The organism is Nocardia sp. PLKS1-43 (assembly GCF_059510335.1).
Map to the genome: position 1 here is coordinate 95,198 of NZ_JCAJZQ010000001.1, position 19,249 is coordinate 114,446.

The 19,249-nt window shown below is 65.9% G+C and carries 20 protein-coding genes; 6 read left to right on the top strand and 14 right to left on the bottom strand.

Going from position 1 to position 19,249, the window contains the following annotated elements; genetic code table 11:
* Positions 1–108: 108 nt before the first annotated feature.
* From AC5WS7_RS00405 to AC5WS7_RS00445, 9 genes are all read right to left on the bottom strand, one after another.
* The gene (locus tag AC5WS7_RS00405) at positions 109–495 is read right to left on the bottom strand and encodes a hypothetical protein (protein ID WP_495952296.1); all 387 of its coding nucleotides are present in this window, start codon (positions 493–495) and stop codon (positions 109–111) included.
* A gap of 329 nt (positions 496–824) precedes the next feature.
* Complete coding sequence (locus AC5WS7_RS00410) at positions 825–1,448, bottom strand: hypothetical protein (RefSeq protein ID WP_495952297.1); 624 nt, start codon at positions 1,446–1,448, stop codon at positions 825–827.
* Positions 1,438–2,307, bottom strand: coding sequence for a DUF2637 domain-containing protein (locus tag AC5WS7_RS00415; protein ID WP_495952298.1), 870 nt, complete (start codon positions 2,305–2,307; stop codon positions 1,438–1,440). Before AC5WS7_RS00415 ends, AC5WS7_RS00410 begins: the two co-directional genes overlap by 11 nt.
* A 619-nt stretch (positions 2,308–2,926) precedes the next feature.
* Positions 2,927–3,349: a hypothetical protein gene (locus AC5WS7_RS00420; protein ID WP_495952299.1), complete on the bottom strand. Its 423-nt coding sequence runs from the start codon at positions 3,347–3,349 to the stop codon at positions 2,927–2,929.
* A gap of 393 nt (positions 3,350–3,742) precedes the next feature.
* On the bottom strand, positions 3,743–4,225 hold the full coding sequence (locus AC5WS7_RS00425) for an IS3 family transposase (protein WP_495952300.1): 483 nt from the start codon (positions 4,223–4,225) through the stop codon (positions 3,743–3,745).
* A complete protein-coding gene (locus tag AC5WS7_RS00430; RefSeq protein WP_495952301.1) occupies positions 4,153–4,593 on the bottom strand; it encodes a transposase in 441 nt (146 codons plus the stop codon). The genes AC5WS7_RS00425 and AC5WS7_RS00430 overlap by 73 nt, the downstream gene beginning before the upstream one ends.
* A gap of 502 nt (positions 4,594–5,095) precedes the next feature.
* A complete protein-coding gene (locus AC5WS7_RS00435; RefSeq protein WP_495952302.1) occupies positions 5,096–5,689 on the bottom strand; it encodes a transposase in 594 nt (197 codons plus the stop codon).
* Positions 5,626–6,228, bottom strand: coding sequence for an IS110 family transposase (locus tag AC5WS7_RS00440; RefSeq protein ID WP_495953695.1), 603 nt, complete (start codon positions 6,226–6,228; stop codon positions 5,626–5,628). Before AC5WS7_RS00440 ends, AC5WS7_RS00435 begins: the two co-directional genes overlap by 64 nt.
* A complete protein-coding gene (locus AC5WS7_RS00445; RefSeq protein WP_495952303.1) occupies positions 6,126–7,580 on the bottom strand; it encodes an aldehyde dehydrogenase family protein in 1,455 nt (484 codons plus the stop codon). The genes AC5WS7_RS00440 and AC5WS7_RS00445 overlap by 103 nt, the downstream gene beginning before the upstream one ends.
* 107 nt (positions 7,581–7,687) lie before the next feature.
* Between AC5WS7_RS00445 and AC5WS7_RS00450 the strand changes: the two genes are divergently transcribed.
* The 4 genes from AC5WS7_RS00450 (at position 7,688) to AC5WS7_RS00465 (ending at position 12,447) form a co-directional block, all read left to right on the top strand.
* Positions 7,688–8,740, top strand: a complete 1,053-nt coding sequence (locus tag AC5WS7_RS00450; protein ID WP_495952304.1) for a LacI family DNA-binding transcriptional regulator — start codon at positions 7,688–7,690, stop codon at positions 8,738–8,740.
* 140 nt (positions 8,741–8,880) lie between these two features.
* Positions 8,881–10,077 carry a CaiB/BaiF CoA transferase family protein gene (locus AC5WS7_RS00455; RefSeq protein WP_495952305.1) on the top strand — a complete coding sequence of 399 codons (1,197 nt, stop codon included), beginning with the start codon at positions 8,881–8,883 and terminating at the stop codon, positions 10,075–10,077.
* 72 nt (positions 10,078–10,149) lie between these two features.
* Positions 10,150–11,055 carry an HpcH/HpaI aldolase/citrate lyase family protein gene (locus AC5WS7_RS00460; RefSeq protein WP_495952306.1) on the top strand — a complete coding sequence of 302 codons (906 nt, stop codon included), beginning with the start codon at positions 10,150–10,152 and terminating at the stop codon, positions 11,053–11,055.
* Between the two features lie 18 nt (positions 11,056–11,073).
* Positions 11,074–12,447, top strand: coding sequence for an LLM class flavin-dependent oxidoreductase (locus AC5WS7_RS00465; protein WP_495952307.1), 1,374 nt, complete (start codon positions 11,074–11,076; stop codon positions 12,445–12,447).
* A gap of 125 nt (positions 12,448–12,572) precedes the next feature.
* Here the strand turns inward: AC5WS7_RS00465 and AC5WS7_RS00470 are convergent, their stop codons facing one another.
* From AC5WS7_RS00470 to AC5WS7_RS00480, 3 genes are all read right to left on the bottom strand, one after another.
* Entirely contained in the window at positions 12,573–13,487 is a 915-nt protein-coding gene (locus tag AC5WS7_RS00470) for an NAD(P)-dependent oxidoreductase (protein WP_495952308.1), read from the bottom strand.
* Between the two features lie 4 nt (positions 13,488–13,491).
* Entirely contained in the window at positions 13,492–13,875 is a 384-nt protein-coding gene (locus tag AC5WS7_RS00475; RefSeq protein ID WP_495952309.1) for a carboxymuconolactone decarboxylase family protein, read from the bottom strand.
* Between the two features lie 203 nt (positions 13,876–14,078).
* Complete coding sequence (locus tag AC5WS7_RS00480) at positions 14,079–14,750, bottom strand: acyl-CoA-like ligand-binding transcription factor (RefSeq protein WP_495952310.1); 672 nt, start codon at positions 14,748–14,750, stop codon at positions 14,079–14,081.
* A gap of 74 nt (positions 14,751–14,824) precedes the next feature.
* On the opposite strand from AC5WS7_RS00480, the gene AC5WS7_RS00485 reads away from it, so the two are divergent.
* Entirely contained in the window at positions 14,825–16,132 is a 1,308-nt protein-coding gene (locus AC5WS7_RS00485; protein ID WP_495952311.1) for an amidohydrolase family protein, read from the top strand.
* A 225-nt stretch (positions 16,133–16,357) separates the two neighbouring features.
* The gene (locus tag AC5WS7_RS00490) at positions 16,358–17,872 is read left to right on the top strand and encodes an MFS transporter (RefSeq protein WP_495952312.1); all 1,515 of its coding nucleotides are present in this window, start codon (positions 16,358–16,360) and stop codon (positions 17,870–17,872) included.
* A 178-nt stretch (positions 17,873–18,050) separates the two neighbouring features.
* On the opposite strand, the gene AC5WS7_RS00495 is transcribed toward AC5WS7_RS00490, so the two are convergent.
* Complete coding sequence (locus tag AC5WS7_RS00495; RefSeq protein WP_495952313.1) at positions 18,051–18,191, bottom strand: hypothetical protein; 141 nt, start codon at positions 18,189–18,191, stop codon at positions 18,051–18,053.
* 74 nt (positions 18,192–18,265) lie between these two features.
* On the bottom strand, positions 18,266–19,249 hold the full coding sequence (locus AC5WS7_RS00500) for an alpha/beta hydrolase (RefSeq protein WP_495952314.1): 984 nt from the start codon (positions 19,247–19,249) through the stop codon (positions 18,266–18,268).

Consider the following 19,249-nt stretch of genomic DNA (forward strand, 5'->3'; position numbering starts at 1 on the left):
GTCCGCGATGGTGGCACCGCCGAGCGTGCCGGCGGCCGCCCACCGATCGGTCTCGTATCCGGCGGAGCCGTCGCGTTTGTCGACTTGGACGGCTACACACTCACGGACTTACGAGCCAACTTGGACCGATTCGCCGAAGCTGTGCTTCGAGAACTGCCAGCGCACAAGGATCGGTAGGACTGCGCTCCACACAGTCACCGTGGATGCCACCACCAGCGCTGGCGCAAGCAGGGGACCGAGTTCGGGTACTCGAGGCCGCCGGGATACGGCCATTCGGGCCAAGTAACCGATCATCCCGAAGAAAAACGTGACCGACGCCACGATCAAGAACAATTTCCACAACACCGACTCAGCGCTGGCCGGGTCGCTGGCATGCACGAGAAGGCCCAGGCAAGACACAATGGTGCAGGCGAGAAACAGATGCCAAACGAGCCGTGGCCGCAGTCGTCGTTTCTCTCCTCGATCGGGAACGTTGCCGGACTGCACCGTACTCATCCCGGAAGCCTAGCCTCGATGGGACACGACACGACCGAGACCGGATATGCCGACGGGTGACGGCAAATCAACCGATACGCCAGGCCCTGATCGAGTATCAACGGTCAGTGCGAATACCGGGTGGATGGTCAGATTGGTTCCGGTGTGGCGGACACGATTCCGGCGGGTCGGTTGCCATGAGGTCTCCGGGTGAATGTTGCTGGTCATCGCGATGGAACGCCTCTCGTATGCGGCATCGATCACGCGGTAGAACGCCTCGGCGGCCTCCGGGCCCACCGCCGACTGCCTGATCGGCGTTGCCGCGGCGTTAGGCGCTCGTTGGTGGGCGTTCAGATGTGGGCGTAGCCGCCAGCGTTCCAGACGGCCCACTGGAATTGGTTCGTGGACAGTGGCTGGTGAGCCGGAATGCGTGGATCCGTGGTGGTGGGCCAGTAGCAGAAACCGCAACGGTGGCAATACATCCCAGCGCTCCACAGCGCATACGCAGAAGGCCGACCTCGGGCGATCAGGCTGTTGCGTCGCACGCGACTGCGCACGACATAGAAGGCCAGAGCTGCTGGGCTCGCAACCGCGAGCACGAACGCTGAACCGAACATCACGCTGGTGATCGTGTCGATGACAGTGGGATGGTTCATGCCGGGGTGGGCGAAAAGGTAACTCGCCATTGTGATTAATACGACGAGGGCAGGAACTGTCATCAGCAGGCCCAGAACCATTGGCCGTACGGTCGAGACCAGCGGTGGCGTGTACCGGGTTGCGGCGGCCAGTTGGGTGGTCTGCGTGCGCTCGATAGAGGTCGTGCCGATCATGGGCACCACACCCGTCGGGCTGAAACCGATGCCGGAATAGTGGTCGGTGCCCGAGACCGTCGATATGCCAGCGGAGGACAGCGCTGGAATGCTCTGTACCCAGTCGGAGCTTCTGCAGGTCGGGCAGGAGATGTCATCGTGCACTAGTGTGTCCCCCGTCGTGTTCGATGTGTGCGCAGTGTGGTCGAACTCCGGTGCAGTCGCCCTCAATCGAACACTCCTCATCGCTGAATGTCGAGTGGCGGAATGACTCGGCAGGAGAGTCGGTCTCGAGAGGGGGTTGGGTTTGCGAGCCTGCATCGTGGTCATCGAGTTGGGCTGCTTGGTCGAGAATCCTGCTGATCGCGGAACGGCTTCGGTTCGACTTGCGGGCGATTTGTGTAGGGGTGAGTCCGTCGTCGTGATGCCAGGTAAGGATCTGAATGATGTCCTCTGGCGCCCGGCGGCGGGCTGGGTCTCGGCTACAGAGCGTCGCCGCAATCCGATCCCACTGTGGCTCAGTGCTTTCCGGTGCGATCGGGGCGTTGCTCGCAACATCGGGCTGCGGCAATGGTTCTCGCGAGGTGGCGTCGCCCCCCTTCTCGTCGCGGGCGGGAGGTGACTGATACGGACGCGCGGCGGGGCCTCGCGTGCGGCTGAGGGCGATGAGCGCAATGGTGGCCTGTGTCATGGAACCTTCGATGATCAGAGGCCACAGCCACGTCTGTTGGCGAGGGATACCTGCCAGTGCGGCGAGTGATCGTAGAGCGGTGAAGGACAGCCAAAAGGCTGCGGCCGCGATGAGCACCGTCATCGACATCGCGATTCGGTGCACAGCTCGGCTCTGCGACTGAGCGCGCAGCAGCACGGTGACGCCGTGTACTGCGGTGAGCAGGGCGATCGGTGGAATGATCGCGACGGGAGCTGCGAGAATGGGCACTGTGTGCGCGTAGATGACCGCGTGCGCAGCATTTCCGGTGATGCTCACCAACGCTGATACGGCGAGCACACTCCAGAAGAACACGTGTGCACCTGATGTCGGTGTGTGCGCGTTGGAGTGCGGAGGGGACGGGTGCGGTGCGCACACGGGCGCGTCGAGCTTCGGAGGGTGTGCGGACATGGTGGTTTCGTCCTAGGGGGATCGGATGGGTGGCCATCTAGAACGCGGCTGAGTAACTTGTTCGTTCGGACGGAATCTGGAGAATCGAGTCGAGTCTCGCGTTGTACTTGGGTCTGGTGCCCGATTCCGAATGCGCTTCGACCGCTCTGCGGTGGCTCGGCTGTCCCTCAGAGGCCAGGCCGTTCGGATCCAGTGCCGACGGGTAACCCCTTCGCGAATACCGCCGTCTTGGCTGAGACGCAGGCATGCCCGCTGTAGTGGTAGTTCGCGTAACCTATTCGCGCCAGCCGCACAGCGGTAGGGACGCGATAGCTGGTCCGTCGACGGCGGAGGATTTCAGTGTGCCAACAGTGTGCCAAGACCCACCAGCACAAGGCGGACTGCACGCCATCGGCTGGACGTCGAGGACCTGCTGAGCTGGACGAATAGGTACCAGCGGGATGATTGACCACGTCTTCCATCTCTCTGACACGGAAGAGGTCACTGGTTCAATCCCAGTATCGCGCACCGAAGAAAAGGCAGATCAGCCCCGGTTTTCACCGGGGCTGACTTTGTTCATTTTTTGATTAACACCGTTCACTGTGCCAACAGTGTGCCAACGGACGGTGAGGTCGTTCTCGTCGCCTCTGAACAGCGCGGATCCTGCGGCTCGCAGGTCGTCGGGGTGGGTTTGGTTGTAGGTTCTGAGTGAGACTGTCGGGTCGTGGCCGTGCCATGCGGCGACGGTTGGTGCCGGGACACCGCGGGCGAGCATCATCGACACCGATGTGTTGCGTAGCCCCTTGAGCATGATGCGGCGCAGTCCGGCGCGTTCGCGCAGGCGTTGGAACTCGTCGCTGTACCACGCGGGCCGGATCGGCGTGCCGTCCTGATGGACGGCGATCAATCGATCGTCGGTCCAGGGGATGCCCAGTGCTTCGCATTCGGCCTTCTGGACGATCTTCAACTCTTGCAACGCTTCTGCGACATCAGCTGATGGTCTCGGCCATCGAACCCGTCCTTGTATGCCAGGCTTGCCCGAGTACCGACGGGCGAGCGAGGAGACGAACAAGCTGTCCCCGTCGGCGAGCCGGTCGTGGATGCAACATGCGGAGCATTCACGAACGCGTTTGCGGCTGCCGACGGCTTGGTGGCGCCGGCCGCACCGGCGGCCTCGCCCGAGAAGAGCGAGGTGAACGTTCCCCCTCCGCCACGACCTTCGTATCTGCGGTGGATCTGACCGCTCAGCCGTAACGGCAAGCCATAGGACGCCGCCCGCCGCACCGAGTCGAGTGTCGGCCAAGGTCGGGTATGGATCAGTTCCTTCTTATAGGTCGCGAACAGCGATTCCGAGACGGCATTATCGAAGCAGAACCGGTGCGGCCAAGCGACCGCCGGATACCGTTCCGACGGCAGTAAGCGTCGAATTACTTTGACGTGTATTGCTCAGGTTCAACCGGTGGTCGCAACACCCGAGGTCACGGAGGGCCCACGTCTTCACATATGTGATGTCGCCGCACCAGCGGCGCCCGGCACCGCCGCCGACTGTGAAGTCGCGGCCGATCAGGTCCGGCGCCCCGACCGGGCTGCTGCCGTGGATCATGGTACGCCGGAACGCCTTCGGATGCCTCCCGCGCAGGCCGGCGGCCCGCATCAACCGCCACACCCGCTTACGCGCCACCCGATGCCCGGCCGCGACCAGCGCCGCATGCACCCGCCGCACACCCGGGTTGCCCCGCAGCTTGTCGTGGATGGCGCGGATCAGCGACATCAGCGCCGCATCCTCGCGGTCCCGGCCCGACACCTCGTGTCCGCGCCAGGCGTAGTACCCCGATCGTGACACACCGAGCTCGCAGCACATGAAGCCGATCGAATTCCCCTGATTCCGCCCAGTCCGCGATCGCGGCGAATTTCACCGCTGGTCTTTCGCGAACCAGGCGCAACTTTTTTTGCGAACGCGACCTGCATCTTCAGCTCCGCGTTCTCCGCACGCAAACGCTCCAACTCGGCCCGCTCCGAGTCGGACAACCCCCGATCCGGAGAATCATCCCCAGGCCCGGATTCCTTTGCCTTCTTCACCCATTTCCTCAACGTCATCTCGTGCACGCCGATATCGCGTGCCACCTCGACCACCGGGCGACCCTCGTACAAAACGAATGCTACCGCCTGCGCCTTGTACTCCTCGGTGAAACTGCGCCGCGTCGGACCCACCTACGAACTCCCGTGCTACCGAGCGACTTTCAACCGCGTGTCCACCGAACCGGGAACGGTCCATTGCGTGAGCCGGCGGTGAGCATGACGGCTTGGCCGTCGCGGACGCGGATCGATCCGTAGACCCAGATCTTGTCCGGACCACGCGAATATTCCAGGGGCGCTTTGATTCGGTGTCCATCGACCGACCAGCCCGGGACGGGTCCGAAGGTGCGGGGCGAGACCGGGCCCAGCTCGTCGGCGCAGACTACCGTGGCCCCGGCCGGTGGCTGCGTGTAGAGACCGACGATGTGGGTTCTTTTGGGACGAAGTACGGGTCCTTGCTCGTCGTCCACGACCGCGGCCGACGAATCCAATCACCCGGAGCATGCCGAGCTCCCGCGAGTTTACGAATCTTCCGCTCCTCCACCACATCCCGTGCAGGACGCGCGACCAGCACCTTCGGCAGAACCCACCCCATCACACCCGAACCAACAAGACGCACAACAAAATACATGATCATTTAGGAACGCAGCACTAGGCGACGAGTACTCCGGTTATACCGGGGTGCCCGTCGACGAGCTAGACGCGTTCGAGCCGAAGTTCGACACCATCCCGGCGGCCGTGCAGTCTGTTCGGTCGCGTGTCGACGGTCGGGGTTGTAGGCGGTTTTGGTGCGCCAGCAGGCCCGGATGATGCGCAGCCAGGCGCGTCCGAGGGTGCGGATCGCGTGCGGGTGGCGTTGCCCGCGAGTGCGGGCCTGGGTGTAGCGCTGCTGGGCCCACGGGGCGGCGCGTCGGCTGTTGTCGATCCAGATGACCAGGGCCAGACGGGCGCGGCGGTTGGTGGCGAAGCGGAACGCGACGGTGTGGGTTTTGCCCGACGCGCGGGTGACCGGGGCGATTCCGGTCTCGGCGGCGAGTTGCTCGAAGCTGGTGGCGCGCTCGAGGGCGGGTCCGACCTCGCCGATGATCTGTGCCAGGTTCAGCGTGCCGACACGCGGCAGATCGGCCAGCAATTGCGCGTATGGGTGGGCGGTGACCGCCTCGGCGATCACCGCGTCCAGGGCGCCGATGCCGGCCTGGATCGAGCGTACGAGTCCGGCTCGAGCACGCACCAGCCCGGCGACGATGGGTTCGCCGAGTCGGCTGGCCGCGACGGGCGCGGACTGCAGCCGGGCCAGCAGTTCGGCACCGCTGCGGCGGCCGCTGTAGCCGCGACGCCGGCAGAACTGCTCGATCTTCGCGGGGTGAGCCCAGTGGCGGCCTGTGGGGTCGGGTAGCGGTCCAGGAAGTCGAGGGCGATCTGCGAATGCAGTTGCGCGAAAACGGTTTTCCCGCCGGGCCAATGCTGATCGAGCAGGGCGGCGAGCTGGTTGACCGCGGCGATGCGCATCTCGAGGTGGTCGCCGCGCTGGCGGGTCAGGGCTTGCAGTTCCAGGGTCTGGGGCAGGGTCGGTACCAGTGGCGGGAGCCGGTGACCATCGGTGCGGGCGTAGTCGGCGAGTTTGTAGCCGTCGCCGGGGTCGCCGTGACAAGACAGGCCGGTCGGGGTCAGATCTGGACCACGACCGTCTTCGTGGCGGTGTAGGAATCGAGTGCTTCCACACCTTTCTCTCGGCCGTACCCGGATTTGCGGAATCCGCCGAAGGGCAATTCGACGCCGCCGCCCGCGCCGTAGGTGTTGATATACACCTGACCGGCCTCCAATTCGGCCGCGATGCGGTGGGCGCGGGACAGGTCGGTGGTCCAGATCGCGCCGAGCAGTGCGTAATCGGTGCCGTTGGCCAAGGCGATCGCCTCCTCGTCGTCGGCGAATGGCATGACGGTCAGGACCGGGCCGAAGATCTCCTCCTGGGCGATCGGAGAATGCGGATCGACCCCGTCGACGAGGGTGGGCATGAAGTACGCTCCGTTCGTGATCCCGCGGGGCTCGGCGATCCGTCCGCCGTAGATAATCTGCTGGGGCGCAACGGATTCCACGTATCCCCGCACTCGCTCCTGCTGTTTGCGCGAGACCAGCGGGCCCAGATCGTGGTCCTGTACCGCGGGACCTATCGTCACGCCCTCGAAGCGAGTCACCAGACGGCTCAGCAGCTCCTGGTGAACGCTCTCGTGCACCAGGACACGGGAGCCCGCCGAACAGGTCTGCCCGGCGTTCTGCAGGATCGCCGAGGCCACGACCTGAGCGGCCTTGTCCAGATCGGCGTCCCCGAAGACGAGCTGCGCCGATTTTCCGCCGAGTTCCAGCACCACCGGCGACACCCGCTCGGCGGCCGCTGCCGCGACGATACTCCCGACCCGGGTCGAGCCGACGAATCCGAGATGGTCCACGCCCGGATGATTGGCCAGTGCGTCACCAGCTTCGGGCCCCAGGCCGGTGACGACGTTCAGCACACCGGGCGCGAATCCGGCCTCGATCGCCAAAGCGGCCACGAACACCGCCGAGCGCGGCGTCTCATCGGCGGGTTTGACCACCGCGCAGTTGCCGGTCGCTATCGCGGGCGCGACACCGCGGGCGAACAGTTGCAGCGGATAGTTCCAGGCGACGATGTGCCCGGTCACCCCGTGCGGCTCGCGCCGGGTGTACACGTGCAGATCGGGCCGCAGCGGAATCGTCAGGCCGTAGTAGGACTCGATGGCCTGGCCATAGAACCGGAAGTACCGAGCGCAGACGCGAACGTCGTTTCGGGCCTGGGACAACGGTTTTCCGGAGTCCTCGCTCTCCAGTCGGGCCAGCGCCTCGAGATTGCGCAGGATCAGGGAACTCAATTCGCACAGCAGCTGCGCTCGATGCTCGGGGGTGGTGCGTCGCCAGGCCGGAAAGGCCCGGCGCGCGGCTCGGACCGCCTCGTCGATCTCCGCCGCGCCCCCGCGCGCGATATCGCCGAGCGGCTCGCCGGTCGAGGGATCGATGTTCGGGTACCAGGCGCTCGACTCGCGCGAGGCGCCGTCGATGAACGACAGGGTGGGAGTCGCGGTGCGATTCGGGGTGGGCGGCTTCGTCATCGGGGAGCTCCTTGATTTCCGGTGCGGGTGGTTGCGGACGGGCATATGCCATGCTGGTGTGACGGAACAGCGCAGTGGGGCGTTGCATTCGGATGCGAGGTTGGACTGTGGGCAAGCGGGCACGCTCCGATTCGGTCGGGGTCGTCGACCTGGCTCGTGAGCTGGGCGTCTCGACGGCCACGGTGTCGCGTGCGCTCAACGGCAGCCCGGCCGTGCGCCCGGAGCAGGCCGAGCGCATCAGATCGCATGCCGCGGCCCGCGGGTATGTTCCGAATCGGCTGGCGAAAGGTCTGTCGGCGTCCCGGAGCCGGGCGTTCGTCGGCTTCGTCGTCCCGTACGTCGACACTCCCGCATACTCCACGGTGGCGGCGGAGTGTGCCCGCCTGCTGTCCACCGGCGGCACGCAGATGATCCTGACCATCACCGAGAACGATCCCGAACGCGAGCTGCGCCAGTTGCGTGAGATGACCGCGAGTCGTGTTGCGGGACTGATCATTTCGCCGAGCGCGGGGATTCTCGAGGAATCCCGGGCCATCCTCGGGACGATGCCGGTCGTCGAACTGCACCGCGCCTGTGGCATCCGCGCGCCGGGTGTGTTCAGCGATGACGAGCAGGCGATGATCGACGCCGTCGGGCATCTCGCCGGGCTCGGGCACAGCGATATCGCCTACCTGGGGACACCGCACGAGCTCTCGCACGGCGCGATCCGGCTGCGGGCGGTGCTGCGGGGGATGGAGCTGGCCGGACTGGATCCGGATCGGATGCCGACGCGGCTGCTCGAACCGACCAGGGAGAACGGGCGGGCGGCGACCGCCGAGCTGCTGGCGCTGCCGAAGCCGCCGACCGCCCTGCTGGTCGGGGGCGGTGCGTTGTCGGTGGGGGCGGCAGAGGTCGTGCGCGCCGGCGGATATCGCGTCCCGGACGAGCTGTCGCTCATCGTGTACGGCGATCCGGAGTGGTTCGCATTGAGCAATCCGTCGCTGACCACGCTTCGGGTGTCCTATGCGGAGCTGGCGCGCACGGCCGCGCGCCTGCTGTCGGAGGCTCTCGACGCCCGCGAATCCGGTGTCGAACTCGCCGCCGATCGGCATCTGATCACGCCGGAGTTCCGCCTGGGCGGTTCCACCGCACCGCCGAGCGGTCATCCCCGGATCTCTTGACTTCATTCAGTTCACTGTTCTCTCGGGTATCGCCACTGTAGATCAGATTACCCGTGCCCTTGACGCTACTTGTGCACTAATGGTGTACTCAATTCGCGATGTAAGCGTTTACATCAATGATCAGCGAGAGGAAGGCCCCCATGTCCGAAGGCCCGCTGTCGGGACTCAGGGTGATCGATGCGGCCACCCTCGCCGCCGGTCCGCTCGTGGCCACCTGGATGGCCGAGTTCGGCGCTGAGGTGATCAAGATCGAGCAACCTGAGGGCGGTGATCCGCTGCGTCAGTGGGGAACGCAGAAGGACGGCATCGGGCTGATGTGGAAGAGCCTGGGGCGCAACAAGAAATCGATCACCCTGAACCTGCGCCACGAGGCGGGCCGCGACATGCTGCGCGCGCTGGCTCGCGAGGCCGATGTGCTGGTGATGAACCTGCGTCCCAGTACGCTCGAGCGCTGGGAACTGGACTACGCCCGGATGAAGGCGGAGAACCCGGGGCTGGTGATGGTGCACGTCACCGGATTCGGCGCCGGCGGCCCCAAGAGCGACCGGCCCGGATTCGGCACCCTGGGCGAGGCGATGAGCGGATTCGCCCATCTCACCGGACATCCCGACGGCCCGCCGACGCTGCCGTCCTTCATGCTCGCCGACGGTGTCGCGGCGCTGACCGCGACCTATGCGGTGATGATGGCGCTGTACCACCGGGACGTTCACGGTGCGGACGGTCAGCTCATCGATGTCAACCTGATCGAACCCCTGGCCCGGCTGATCGAACAGCCGGTGCTGACCTACGACCAAACCGGTTCCGTGACAACGAGAACCGGCAATCGCTGGGATATCAGCGCCCCGCGCAATACCTATCGGACCAAGGACGGGCACTGGCTGGCGATGTCCGGCAGCGCGCCGACCATCGCGATGCGCGCCCTGCGGGCGGTTGGGCGCGCGGATCTGACCACCGATCCGCGTTTCGCCGAGGCACAGCAGCGCCTGGCCAATGCGGCGCAGATCGACAAGATCATGGCGGACTGGATCGCCGAACGAACCCTCGATGAGGCTATGACGGTCTTCGAGGAGGCCGAGGTCGCCGCCGCGCCGGTCTACGACGCGACTCAGCTGCTGGCCGATCCACAGATGCGCGCGCGCGGCGTGTACACCTCACATCCCGATCCGGATCTGGGCGCTATGACGGTGCAGGGGCCGGTACCGCGCTTCTCCGATACCGCCGGGCGGGTCGATCACCTGGGACCGGGGCTGGGCGAGCACAACGAGGAGATCTACCGCGATCTGCTCGGTCTCGACGAGGACCGATACCGCCGACTGAAGGACGACGGCGTCATCTGAGAGTCATTCATCTCCAGAATCGGAGTCCCGTAATCACTTCAACCTCACGACAATCGAAAGGAAGGTGCACTCATGACCGTTCGGGCTCGCCGGTCGGAACTGGCTACTCCCGCAAGTAACGACTGGATGTTCACCAAGGCGATCGAATCCGGCGCGGATCTGGTGTTCCTGGATCTGGAGGATGCGACCCTCCCGTCCGAGCGCGAGGCGGCGCGCGGCAAGGTCGTCAAGGCGCTGCGCGAACTCGATTGGGGCACAACGGTTCGCGCGATCCGGATGAACGGCATCGACACCCGCTGGGCTTACGGGGACATCATCGAGGTCGTCACCGGCGCCCGCGAGGCGCTGGACATCATCATCATCCCGAAGGCTCGTTCGGCCCGGGACGTGTGGTGGGTCGACGTTCTGCTCACCCAGCTCGAGGAACAGCTGGGCCTGACCAAGCGGATCGGTCTCGAGGTGCTCATCGAGGAAACCGAGGGATTGCAGAACGTCGATGAGATCGCCCGCGCGAGTGACCGTTTGGAGGCGATCATCTTCGGCGCCGGTGACTTCTCGGCCTCACAGGGCGCCCGCGTGGACACCAATTTCGATCCGCTGATCGACTTTCCGGGCGACTTCTGGGGGTACGCGCGGGCCCGGGTCGTGGTCGCGGCACGCGCGGCCGGTGTCGACGCGATCGACGCACCGTTCCCCAACTATCAGGACCCGCAAGCCTACGGCGTGGCCTGCGATCGGGCCGGTGCGATGGGTTATGCGGGCAAATGGGCCATCCACCCGAGTCAGGTCGAGATCGCCAATAGGGCGTTCAGCCCCACACCCGAGGAGATCGCGCACGCGCGCGAGGTCGTCGAGGCCTATCACGCGGCCGAAACCTCCGGCCGCGGCGCGAGCGCACTGGACGGAATGCTCGTGGACGCAGCGCATCTGCGGCACGCCGACAACATCACCCGCAGGGCCGACCTGTTCGGACTCTGACCGAAAGGAAAATCTCCCATGACCACATCCGAGCCGCGGCGGCAGATGACCCTGGTCGGGTTCATGCAGGCCGGTAACGTTACCGTCTACTCGGGGTCCTGGCGGTATCCGTCCGCGGATCTGTCGTTCCTGGAACTCGAGTACTACCTGCGCGTCGCGCGAACCCTGGAACAGGGCAAGTTCGATCTCGTCTTCTTCGACGACCGCCTGGCCATGCCCGGCGTCTACGGCGATTCGGTCATCGAGGCGGTGCGTTACGGCGCGCGCCCGATCAAGCTCGATCTGACCGCCATCCTCGGTGGAATCATCGGCGCCACAAGCAGAATCGGGGTGGGGGCCACCTACTCGACCACCTACTATCCGCCGTTCCACGTGGCCCGCACCTTCGCCACCCTGGACCACCTTTCCGGCGGCCGTGCGGCGTGGAATGTGGTCACCTCCGTCAACGACTCCGAGGCGCAGAACTTCGGCGTGGACCAGCACCTCGAGCACGACGAGCGATACGACCGGGCCGAGGAGTTCCTCGAAGCGGTCAGCGCGCTGTGGGACTCCTGGGAGGACGACGCGTTGATCATGGACCAGGAGAAGGGCCTGTTCGCCGACCCGGACAAGGTGCACGAGATCGACCACCACGGCGAGTGGTTCGACGTGCGTGGGCCGCTGACCGTGCCGCGCACACCGCAGGGCAGGCCGACGCTGTTGCAGGCCGGGCAGTCCGGACGCGGGCGCGAATTCGCCGCGCAGTGGGCTGATCTGCTGTTCACCGCGGCGCCCGGAATCGATGTCGCACAACAGCATTACCGCGAGCAGCGGGCGCAGATCGCGGCCGCCGGGCGCGATCCCTCGGAGGTGAAGATCCTGCCGATGGCGTACGTGGTGGTCGGGGAGACCGAGGCCATCGCCGCGGAGAAGGAACAGCTGTTCCTGCACCGGTACGTGCACCCGATGGCGTCGCTGACCCTGCTGTCGGAGGTGCTGAACTACGACTTCTCCGGGCACGACCTCGACGACGTCATCACCCCGGACATCATCGACTCCAGCTCCGGAATCCGGGGCCTGGCGATGGGTGTGCGCCGTCATCTCGGCCGGGAGGACATCACCCTGCGGGATCTCGCGGCACATCGTGCGACCCTGTTGCAGGGGCCGCGATTCGTCGGCACCGCCGAACAGGTCGCGGATCAGATGCAGGAATGGTTCCTCGGCGAGGCATGCGACGGATTCGTCATCGCCGCAACGCATCTGCCCGGCGCGTTCGAGGATTTCGTCCGGCTGGTGGTGCCGGTGCTACAGCGGCGCGGGCTGTTCCGCACCGAGTACGAGGGCAGAACTCTGCGTGATCATCTCGGCCTGCCCCGGGCACAGGCACGCGAACGGGCCCAGGCGCAGCACTGAGCGCCTGAACCGGCCGAGACGCCGACGCGTGCTCACGGTTCCGATCGAGATCGGAACCGTGAGCACACAGGCCGTTCCACTGTGTACGTCGGCAATCGTGCCGAAATGCGTTCGCCGCCAGCGGTTCAGCGCACTCGGTCGGTGACCGAGGGTATGGGGCCGCCGACGATCACCCCGGCCGCATCCTCCACCGGTTTCACCACCGAGGTGAAATCGGACTCCGGGCCTTCACGCTCGACCGTCGTTTCCCACAGCTGCGCAACGGCATCGGCCACTCCCGTCGGCAGCTCCATCGCCCGAGCCTCCTGCAGATACAGCCGGATGTCCTTGACCATCAGGCCGGTGGCGAAGCCGAAGTCGAAGGTGCGGGGCAGGACCGCGCGGGGGAATTTGTCGCGGCTGGCGTGGGTGGCGCCCGAACCGGCATTGAGCACGTCGAGGATGACCTGCGGATCCAGACCGGCCTTCACACCCGTCACCATGACCTCCGCGGTTGCGGCGAGCGTGGTGGCTGCCATGAGGTTGTTGAGCAGCTTCATCGTCTGTGCGGCACCGGGTTTCGAACTCACGAAGATCGGCCGGCCGAGCACCTCGAGCACCGGGGCGACGGCTTCGAACGCATCGCGCGGGCCGGACACCATGACGGCCAGGGTTCCGTTGGCCGCGCCGCTGACCCCGCCGCTGACCGGTGCGTCGAGCGCGGCGATGTTCCGCGCGGCGAGCTGCCGCCGATTGTGTTGCGCGACTGCGCTTCCCACCGTGGAAAGATCGACGAACCGGCGAATTCGGGTACCGGCGACGACGCCGTCTGCGCCGGTGGCCACGTCCGTGGAGGCCTGCAACGAGGGCAGGCTCGCCAGCACCGTCTCCGCCCGGTCGGCCACGTCCCGTGGCGAGGATGCCGCCATCGCGCCGAAAGCTTGTGCCGCGTGGAGGATCTCGTCGCTGGTGTCGTAGACCACCAGTTCGTGGCCCGCGGCGGCCAGTCGGCGGGCCATCGGGAGGCCCATGTTGCCCAGGCCGATGAAACCGATCTCCATACCCTCACGCATCCTGGTCGTACTCGGCGAACGCCTCGCGGGCGATCCGGAAGCTGTCCACGGCCGCTGGAACACCCGCGTAGATCGCGACCTGCATGAAGACCTCCCGGATCTCCTCGCGCGTGACGCCGTTGGTCAGCGCGCCCTTGACGTGGGTGCGCAACTCGTGCGGGCGGTTGAGCGTGGCGATCATCGCGAGATTGAGCATGCTGCGGGTTTTCGGTGCGAGTCCCTCGCGGCCCCATACCGCACCCCAGCAGTACTCGGTGACCAGGTCTTGGAATGGGGCGGAGAATTCGTCGGCGTTACCCGCGGCCGCGGCGACATAGGCCTCGCCGAGCACCGCGGTCCGGATCTCCCGGCCCTTCTCGTACGTCTGTGGATCCATTGCTCACTCCGTTCACGGTGCGACCACCACGGCCTCGACCATACCTCCTGTCCTACAATAAGGGCACTCAATTGGATGATCACGGTCGCGCACGCCGATACGGGTGTGCGTGTACCTCGCCTTCGAGGCCGTAGGGCATGTATGACCGTCCCGCAACGGATCCGCGACGACGCTGGACTTCGTGGCCGGATCCGCGCGGCCGCTCAGGTGTGGTCTGTCGACCGGCGGCCGTGATGGCTCGCCGATGTCCGGCGGCTGCCCGCCCGGCCTGGGCCGGCGGAGTCGTGCCCGGCGGCCAGTGCGTCGAAGCCCGCGTCGAGCAGCTTCGTCAGGTCGAGGGTTCCACCGGAAGCGGCCCAGCGTTCGACCGCGATCGTCAGGCAGCCGACCGCCGCGGCGACCTTGACCGCCATCTCGAGCGGAACCTGGTCCGGTGTCAGGCCGGCGCGTTCGGCCAGGGCCGCGGTGAGGGCCGGCCGCCAGCTGTGCTGTGTTTCCAGATGTCTGCCGAACAGCTCGGGAGTCTGCAGGATGAGCTGGGTGAATGCGAGCGCGCCGGCCGGATCCTGCAGGTAGAAGTCGGCGATGCCGTGCAGGGCGCGGCGCAGCGCGGTCCAGTCGTCCTCCCCGGCCGGCCGGGCGCGCAGGGTCTCGGCGAAATGCGCGGCGTGGGAGTCGAACGCGCTCAACACCGCCTCCTCCTTACTGCCGAAGTAGCGCAGCAGCGTACTGCGGGACACTCCGGCCGCGGCGGCCATGTCGTCCACGGTGACGTTCTGGAATCCGCGATCCCGAGTGATCTCGAAGGCGGCCTGCCCCAAGGCCGCGCGCACGGCGGCGCGGGCGACGAGTCTCGTGCGGGAGGTTCCGACCATGGGCCCGAAGTTACCATTCGAGATTCCATTTCCTAAATGAGTGTCAGGATCTACTCTGACACTGAGTCTCATTCATGAGTCCAAGTCCAAAGAAGCACAACCAGGAGTACCTCGTGGCGGAGTATTTCGTCGTGTCCGGCGACACGCACATCATCGAGCCGGTGGATCTGTTCAAGACCAGATTGCCGAAGAGTATGCGCGAGCGAGCGCTGTGGGAGGAGGAGTTCACCCTCGACGAGCCGATCGTGGAGGGCGGGCACACCGAGTTCAAGAAGCTGCACACCATCGGCTTCGACGGCTGGACCATCTCCAAGTACCGGCAGACCGGCGGCCGGACGCCGGACGGCGATCCGGACAACATCATCCGCGATATGGACCTCGACGGCGTCGACGCCTCGGTGATGTTCCCGAACCTGTCGCTGTTCGTGCTGTTCACCGACGATCACGAACTGTCCATGGCGCACGCCCGGGTGTGGAACGACTATGTCGTCGAGCGCTACCTGCCGTATAAGGACCGCATGTGTCCGACCGCCGCGATCCCGCTGACCGATATTCCCGACGCGGTCGCCGAGATCGAGCGGGTCACTCGGATGGGCATCAAGGCGATTCTGCTGCCCGAGACCCCGCCGGTGCCGTACTGGTCGCGGGACTACGACCCGGTCTGGGCTGCCGCGCAGGCCAACGGTCTGGCAGTGTTCTTTCACGTCGCGACCGGCGGGGTGCATGTCAAGGAGCAGGTCTCCGACACCGCCACCACGGTGCGTGGCCTGATGACCGCGATGAATATGGGTAAGGGCCAGCTGACCGACGACATGGTCGCCGGCCGCACGATGGGCGGCGGTAACACCGCCTCGGCGAGCCCGCAGATGATCATCGCCTCGCTCATCGGCGGCGGCGTGTGCGAGCGGTTCCCGGATCTGCACTTCAACCTCACCGAATTCGGTGCGGGATGGCTGGTTTCGTTCGTCGGGATGATGGACAAGTCCTGGCGCACCGGCATCGGCCAGGACGGTGACTGGTGGCTCGGCTTCTGGGACGACTCGCGCTCGCCCAAGGACCAGCCGGCCATGGGTCGGCTGTTCGCCATCAACGACCGCTGGCCCTATCCACTGAAGCCCAGTGAATACCTGCAGCGGCAAATCCACGTGCAGTTCGCCGACGACCCGGTCGCGGTGCAGGCCCGGCACATCACCGGAATGTCGACGATCATGTGGGGCAACGACTACCCGCACGCGGAGGGCACCTTCCGCGGTAGTCACGACTGCATCGAGTTCAACTTCCGGGGCGTCCCGGACGAGGAGCGCGCGGTCATCCTCGGCGGCACCTTGGCGGATGTCGTCGGTTTCGACAAGAGTGTGAAGAAGGCGCCCGTGAACGCCTGATCGGCGGACATGGTTTCCCGGCCCCGGACGGAGAACTCGTCCGGGGCCGCCCCATGTCCCGCTCAGCGGGATCCTCGCGAGGACAAATCGGACCCGGATCGGGGCTGCCGCAGTTTCCGCTGAGTGGAAGGGGGAGGGGGCAACCTACCGGGCACAAGCTGTGATGTGGCTTACGTTCCGCTGTTGACGTACATGCATCGGAACCCGCTCGAAAGGATTTCGGCAATGGACAACGTGGTCACGCATGGCGAATCACCTGGCAACACCGAGGACGGCTGGACTCCACGCCTGATCATTTCCCTTGTTTCGATGATGCTGCTGCTGGAAGTCCTGGCGGCCAGTTACGCCATGATCTCCATGGCCATCCCGGCGATCTCGAAGCAATTCCACACGACCCAGGGTGCGTGGATGATCACCGCGTTCCTGCTCGTCGGCGCGGTCACCGGACCGCTGCTGGGCAAACTCGCCGATGTCTACGGCAAGCGCAACGTCCTGCTGATCAGCGTCGCCCTTTCCGTTGTCGGTTCGCTCATCTCGGCGGTCGCGCCCTCCTATAGCGTGCTGATCGTCGGCCGGTGCCTGACGGGTTTCCTGGCCTCGGCGATATTCCTGAGCTATTCGCTGATCCGGGATGTCTTCCCGCCCAAGACGATCGCGCTGGCGGTCAGCGTGTGTACCACCGGATTGGGCCTCATCGCCATCGCCACACCGTTCCTGGGCGGCTGGCTGATCGACTCCTCGTTCGGCTGGCGCAGCCTGTTCTGGTTCTTCACGATCACGCTGGCTGTGTTCGGCGTCATGATCCTGCTCAGCACTCCCGAATCCACCCACCGCCTGCGGTCGAAGGTCGACTGGGTGGGTGCGATCCTGCTCGGCGCGGGTATCGCCAGCGTGATGGTCGCCATCAGTTTCGGTCCCACCTGGGGCTGGACCAACTCCTCGACCCTGGCCTATCTCGTCGTCGGGATCGTGCTGCTGGTGGCCTGGCTGATTTCGGCCGCGAAGATCGCCGAACCGCTGATCGACCTGCGGGTGCTGCGCCGTCGTCCGGTCTACCTGACCGGGATCGCGTCCTCGTTCGCCTACGGCGGCAGTGCGCTGCTCACCGTGATGGTGCCGATGCTCATCATGACGCCCAAGACCCTGGGCCTGGGCTACGGATTCGGCGTCAGCGCGAAGGGATTCGGCATTTTCCAGGCGCCCAACAGCATCGCGCTGATCCTCGCCGGCGCGCTGACCGGCTTCCTGATGGGGCGTCGCGTCCGGCCGCGTGTGCTGCTGGCCGTGGGCCTGCTGATCGTCGCGATCGGATTCCTGCTCCTGGCGATGAGCCACGACAACAAGCTGTTGATCATGGTGTTCATGGGCGTCGGGGGTATCGGCCTGGGCTTCGCGTACTCCTCGGTCCCGAACGTCATCATCGAGGCGGTTCCGCCGCAGTTGCTGGCCACCACCTCGAGCGTGGTGAACGCGATGCAGAGCGTCATCTCCTCGATTCTGACCCTGGTGGTGTTCACCACGCTGAACAACTCCTACCTGGCGAAGTTCCCGCCGGAGGTGACCAAGATGATGCAGGGCGCGAGCTTCTACACGAACACCGGCTTCCGGGTCGCCTTCCTGATCGGCATGGTCGGTGCGCTGATCGGTGCGCTGGCCGCGTTCATCATGCCGCGTCGCATCGAGCGCGTCGAGGTGCCTGCCGCCGAGAGTCAGCAGGAGGCTTCGGTGCCCGCGCACTGAGCGTCCGACAGGACCCGCCCCGGCCTGCCGCGTCATTGCCGGTCGACATCACGAGAAATTCGTTGATGCCGGCGGTAGCGGGCCGGGGCGTCGTCGTGCTCGGAGCCGTGCCGAAAATGTTCGGCTTCTTCCTGATCCCAAGTGGGACATGCCAATCGAGCGGCACGCTGGTGGTCCGTCACGTCGGCGGGGACACCGAGGCGACGATCAGGACGGTCGAGATGCATAGTCCTGGGGGGAAGATGCACAGTCCCGCGGGGAAGGCGACGATCGCGTTGGATTCCGAACTGAGGTCGATCACTGTGTCCGGCACGGTCATCGACCCGCCCGGTGAACGACAAAGCGGTCCCGGAGCCAGACCGGCTCCGGGACCGCTTTATCGGTGAATCTTGTTCAGGCTGCGGCGGTTTCCGTATCGGGGATGCCGAGGCCGCGGCGCAGGGCGGCGAGGAAATCGGCGTACATGCGCTTGGTCACCGCCGCATCGCGCACCAGGCCCGAGCCGTGGAACGTTCCGGGGTAGTGATGCGATTCGACGCTCACGCCACATTCGAGCAGGCGATGCGCGTAGCGCAGATCCTCGTCCCGCAGGGGATCGAATTCGCAGGCGCTGATGAACGCCGGAGGCAAGCCCGAGAGGTCCTCGACCCGCGAGGGCGCGGCGTATCCGATGTCCAGTCCCGGATTCGGATCGGACAGGTAGTACTTCCAGCTGAGTTCGGCATTGGGCCGATTCCACATGGGAGTGTCGGTGAACGTCCGCGCCGACACCGTGTCGAGGCGGTCGTCCAGCTCCGGGAACTGCAGAATCTGCACGCACAGCGCCGGACCTTGCAGATCGCGAGCCAGCAGCGCCACCGCCGCGGCCAGGCCGCCGCCCGCGCTCGAGCCGCAGACACCGATCCGGTCCGGATCCACCGACAATGAATCAGCCTGCGCGGCAAGCCATTCCAATGCGGCGTAGCAGTCCAGCAGTCCGGCCGGGAACGGATGCTCGGGCGCCAGCCGGTAATCGACCGATACCACCACCGCGCCGATCTGGGCGGCGATGGCGGCGGCGCCCGCGTGTTCGGAGTTCACATCACCCATGACGAACCCGCCGCCGTGCATGAACAGCACGGCCGGTCTCGGCCCGGTCCGATCGGTGGGTGTGTAGACCCGCACCGGCACGTCCGCGCCGCCGCCGGATCCGGGGATCACGACATCGGCGACCGTCACCGTCGGCGGGTCCTGTGCCTTCGGCATCGAGGCGATGACCGCGGCCATGCCCTCGCGTGCGGCCACTACATCGGTGATGTCGAGCACCGGCAGCGACGGCACCCAGGGCGCGAGCTCCGGGTCGAACGCGTAACCGGGACCGGTGGGGGTCTCACTCAT

Bases quoted from the DNA above. Each gene is read 5' to 3' on its own strand.
- AC5WS7_RS00485 (WP_495952311.1), top strand. From the start codon at position 14,825: ATGAGTCCAAGTCCAAAGAAGCACAACCAGGAGTACCTCGTGGCGGAG.
- AC5WS7_RS00470 (WP_495952308.1), bottom strand. From the start codon at position 13,487: ATGGAGATCGGTTTCATCGGCCTGGGCAACATGGGCCTCCCGATGGCC.
- AC5WS7_RS00495 (WP_495952313.1), bottom strand. From the start codon at position 18,191: ATGACCGTGCCGGACACAGTGATCGACCTCAGTTCGGAATCCAACGCG.
- AC5WS7_RS00480 (WP_495952310.1), bottom strand. From the start codon at position 14,750: ATGGTCGGAACCTCCCGCACGAGACTCGTCGCCCGCGCCGCCGTGCGC.
- AC5WS7_RS00405 (WP_495952296.1), bottom strand. From the start codon at position 495: ATGAGTACGGTGCAGTCCGGCAACGTTCCCGATCGAGGAGAGAAACGA.
- AC5WS7_RS00500 (WP_495952314.1), bottom strand. From the start codon at position 19,249: ATGAGTGAGACCCCCACCGGTCCCGGTTACGCGTTCGACCCGGAGCTC.
- AC5WS7_RS00490 (WP_495952312.1), top strand. From the start codon at position 16,358: ATGGACAACGTGGTCACGCATGGCGAATCACCTGGCAACACCGAGGAC.
- AC5WS7_RS00445 (WP_495952303.1), bottom strand. From the start codon at position 7,580: ATGACGAAGCCGCCCACCCCGAATCGCACCGCGACTCCCACCCTGTCG.
- AC5WS7_RS00455 (WP_495952305.1), top strand. From the start codon at position 8,881: ATGTCCGAAGGCCCGCTGTCGGGACTCAGGGTGATCGATGCGGCCACC.
- AC5WS7_RS00460 (WP_495952306.1), top strand. From the start codon at position 10,150: ATGACCGTTCGGGCTCGCCGGTCGGAACTGGCTACTCCCGCAAGTAAC.
- AC5WS7_RS00475 (WP_495952309.1), bottom strand. From the start codon at position 13,875: ATGGATCCACAGACGTACGAGAAGGGCCGGGAGATCCGGACCGCGGTG.
- AC5WS7_RS00465 (WP_495952307.1), top strand. From the start codon at position 11,074: ATGACCACATCCGAGCCGCGGCGGCAGATGACCCTGGTCGGGTTCATG.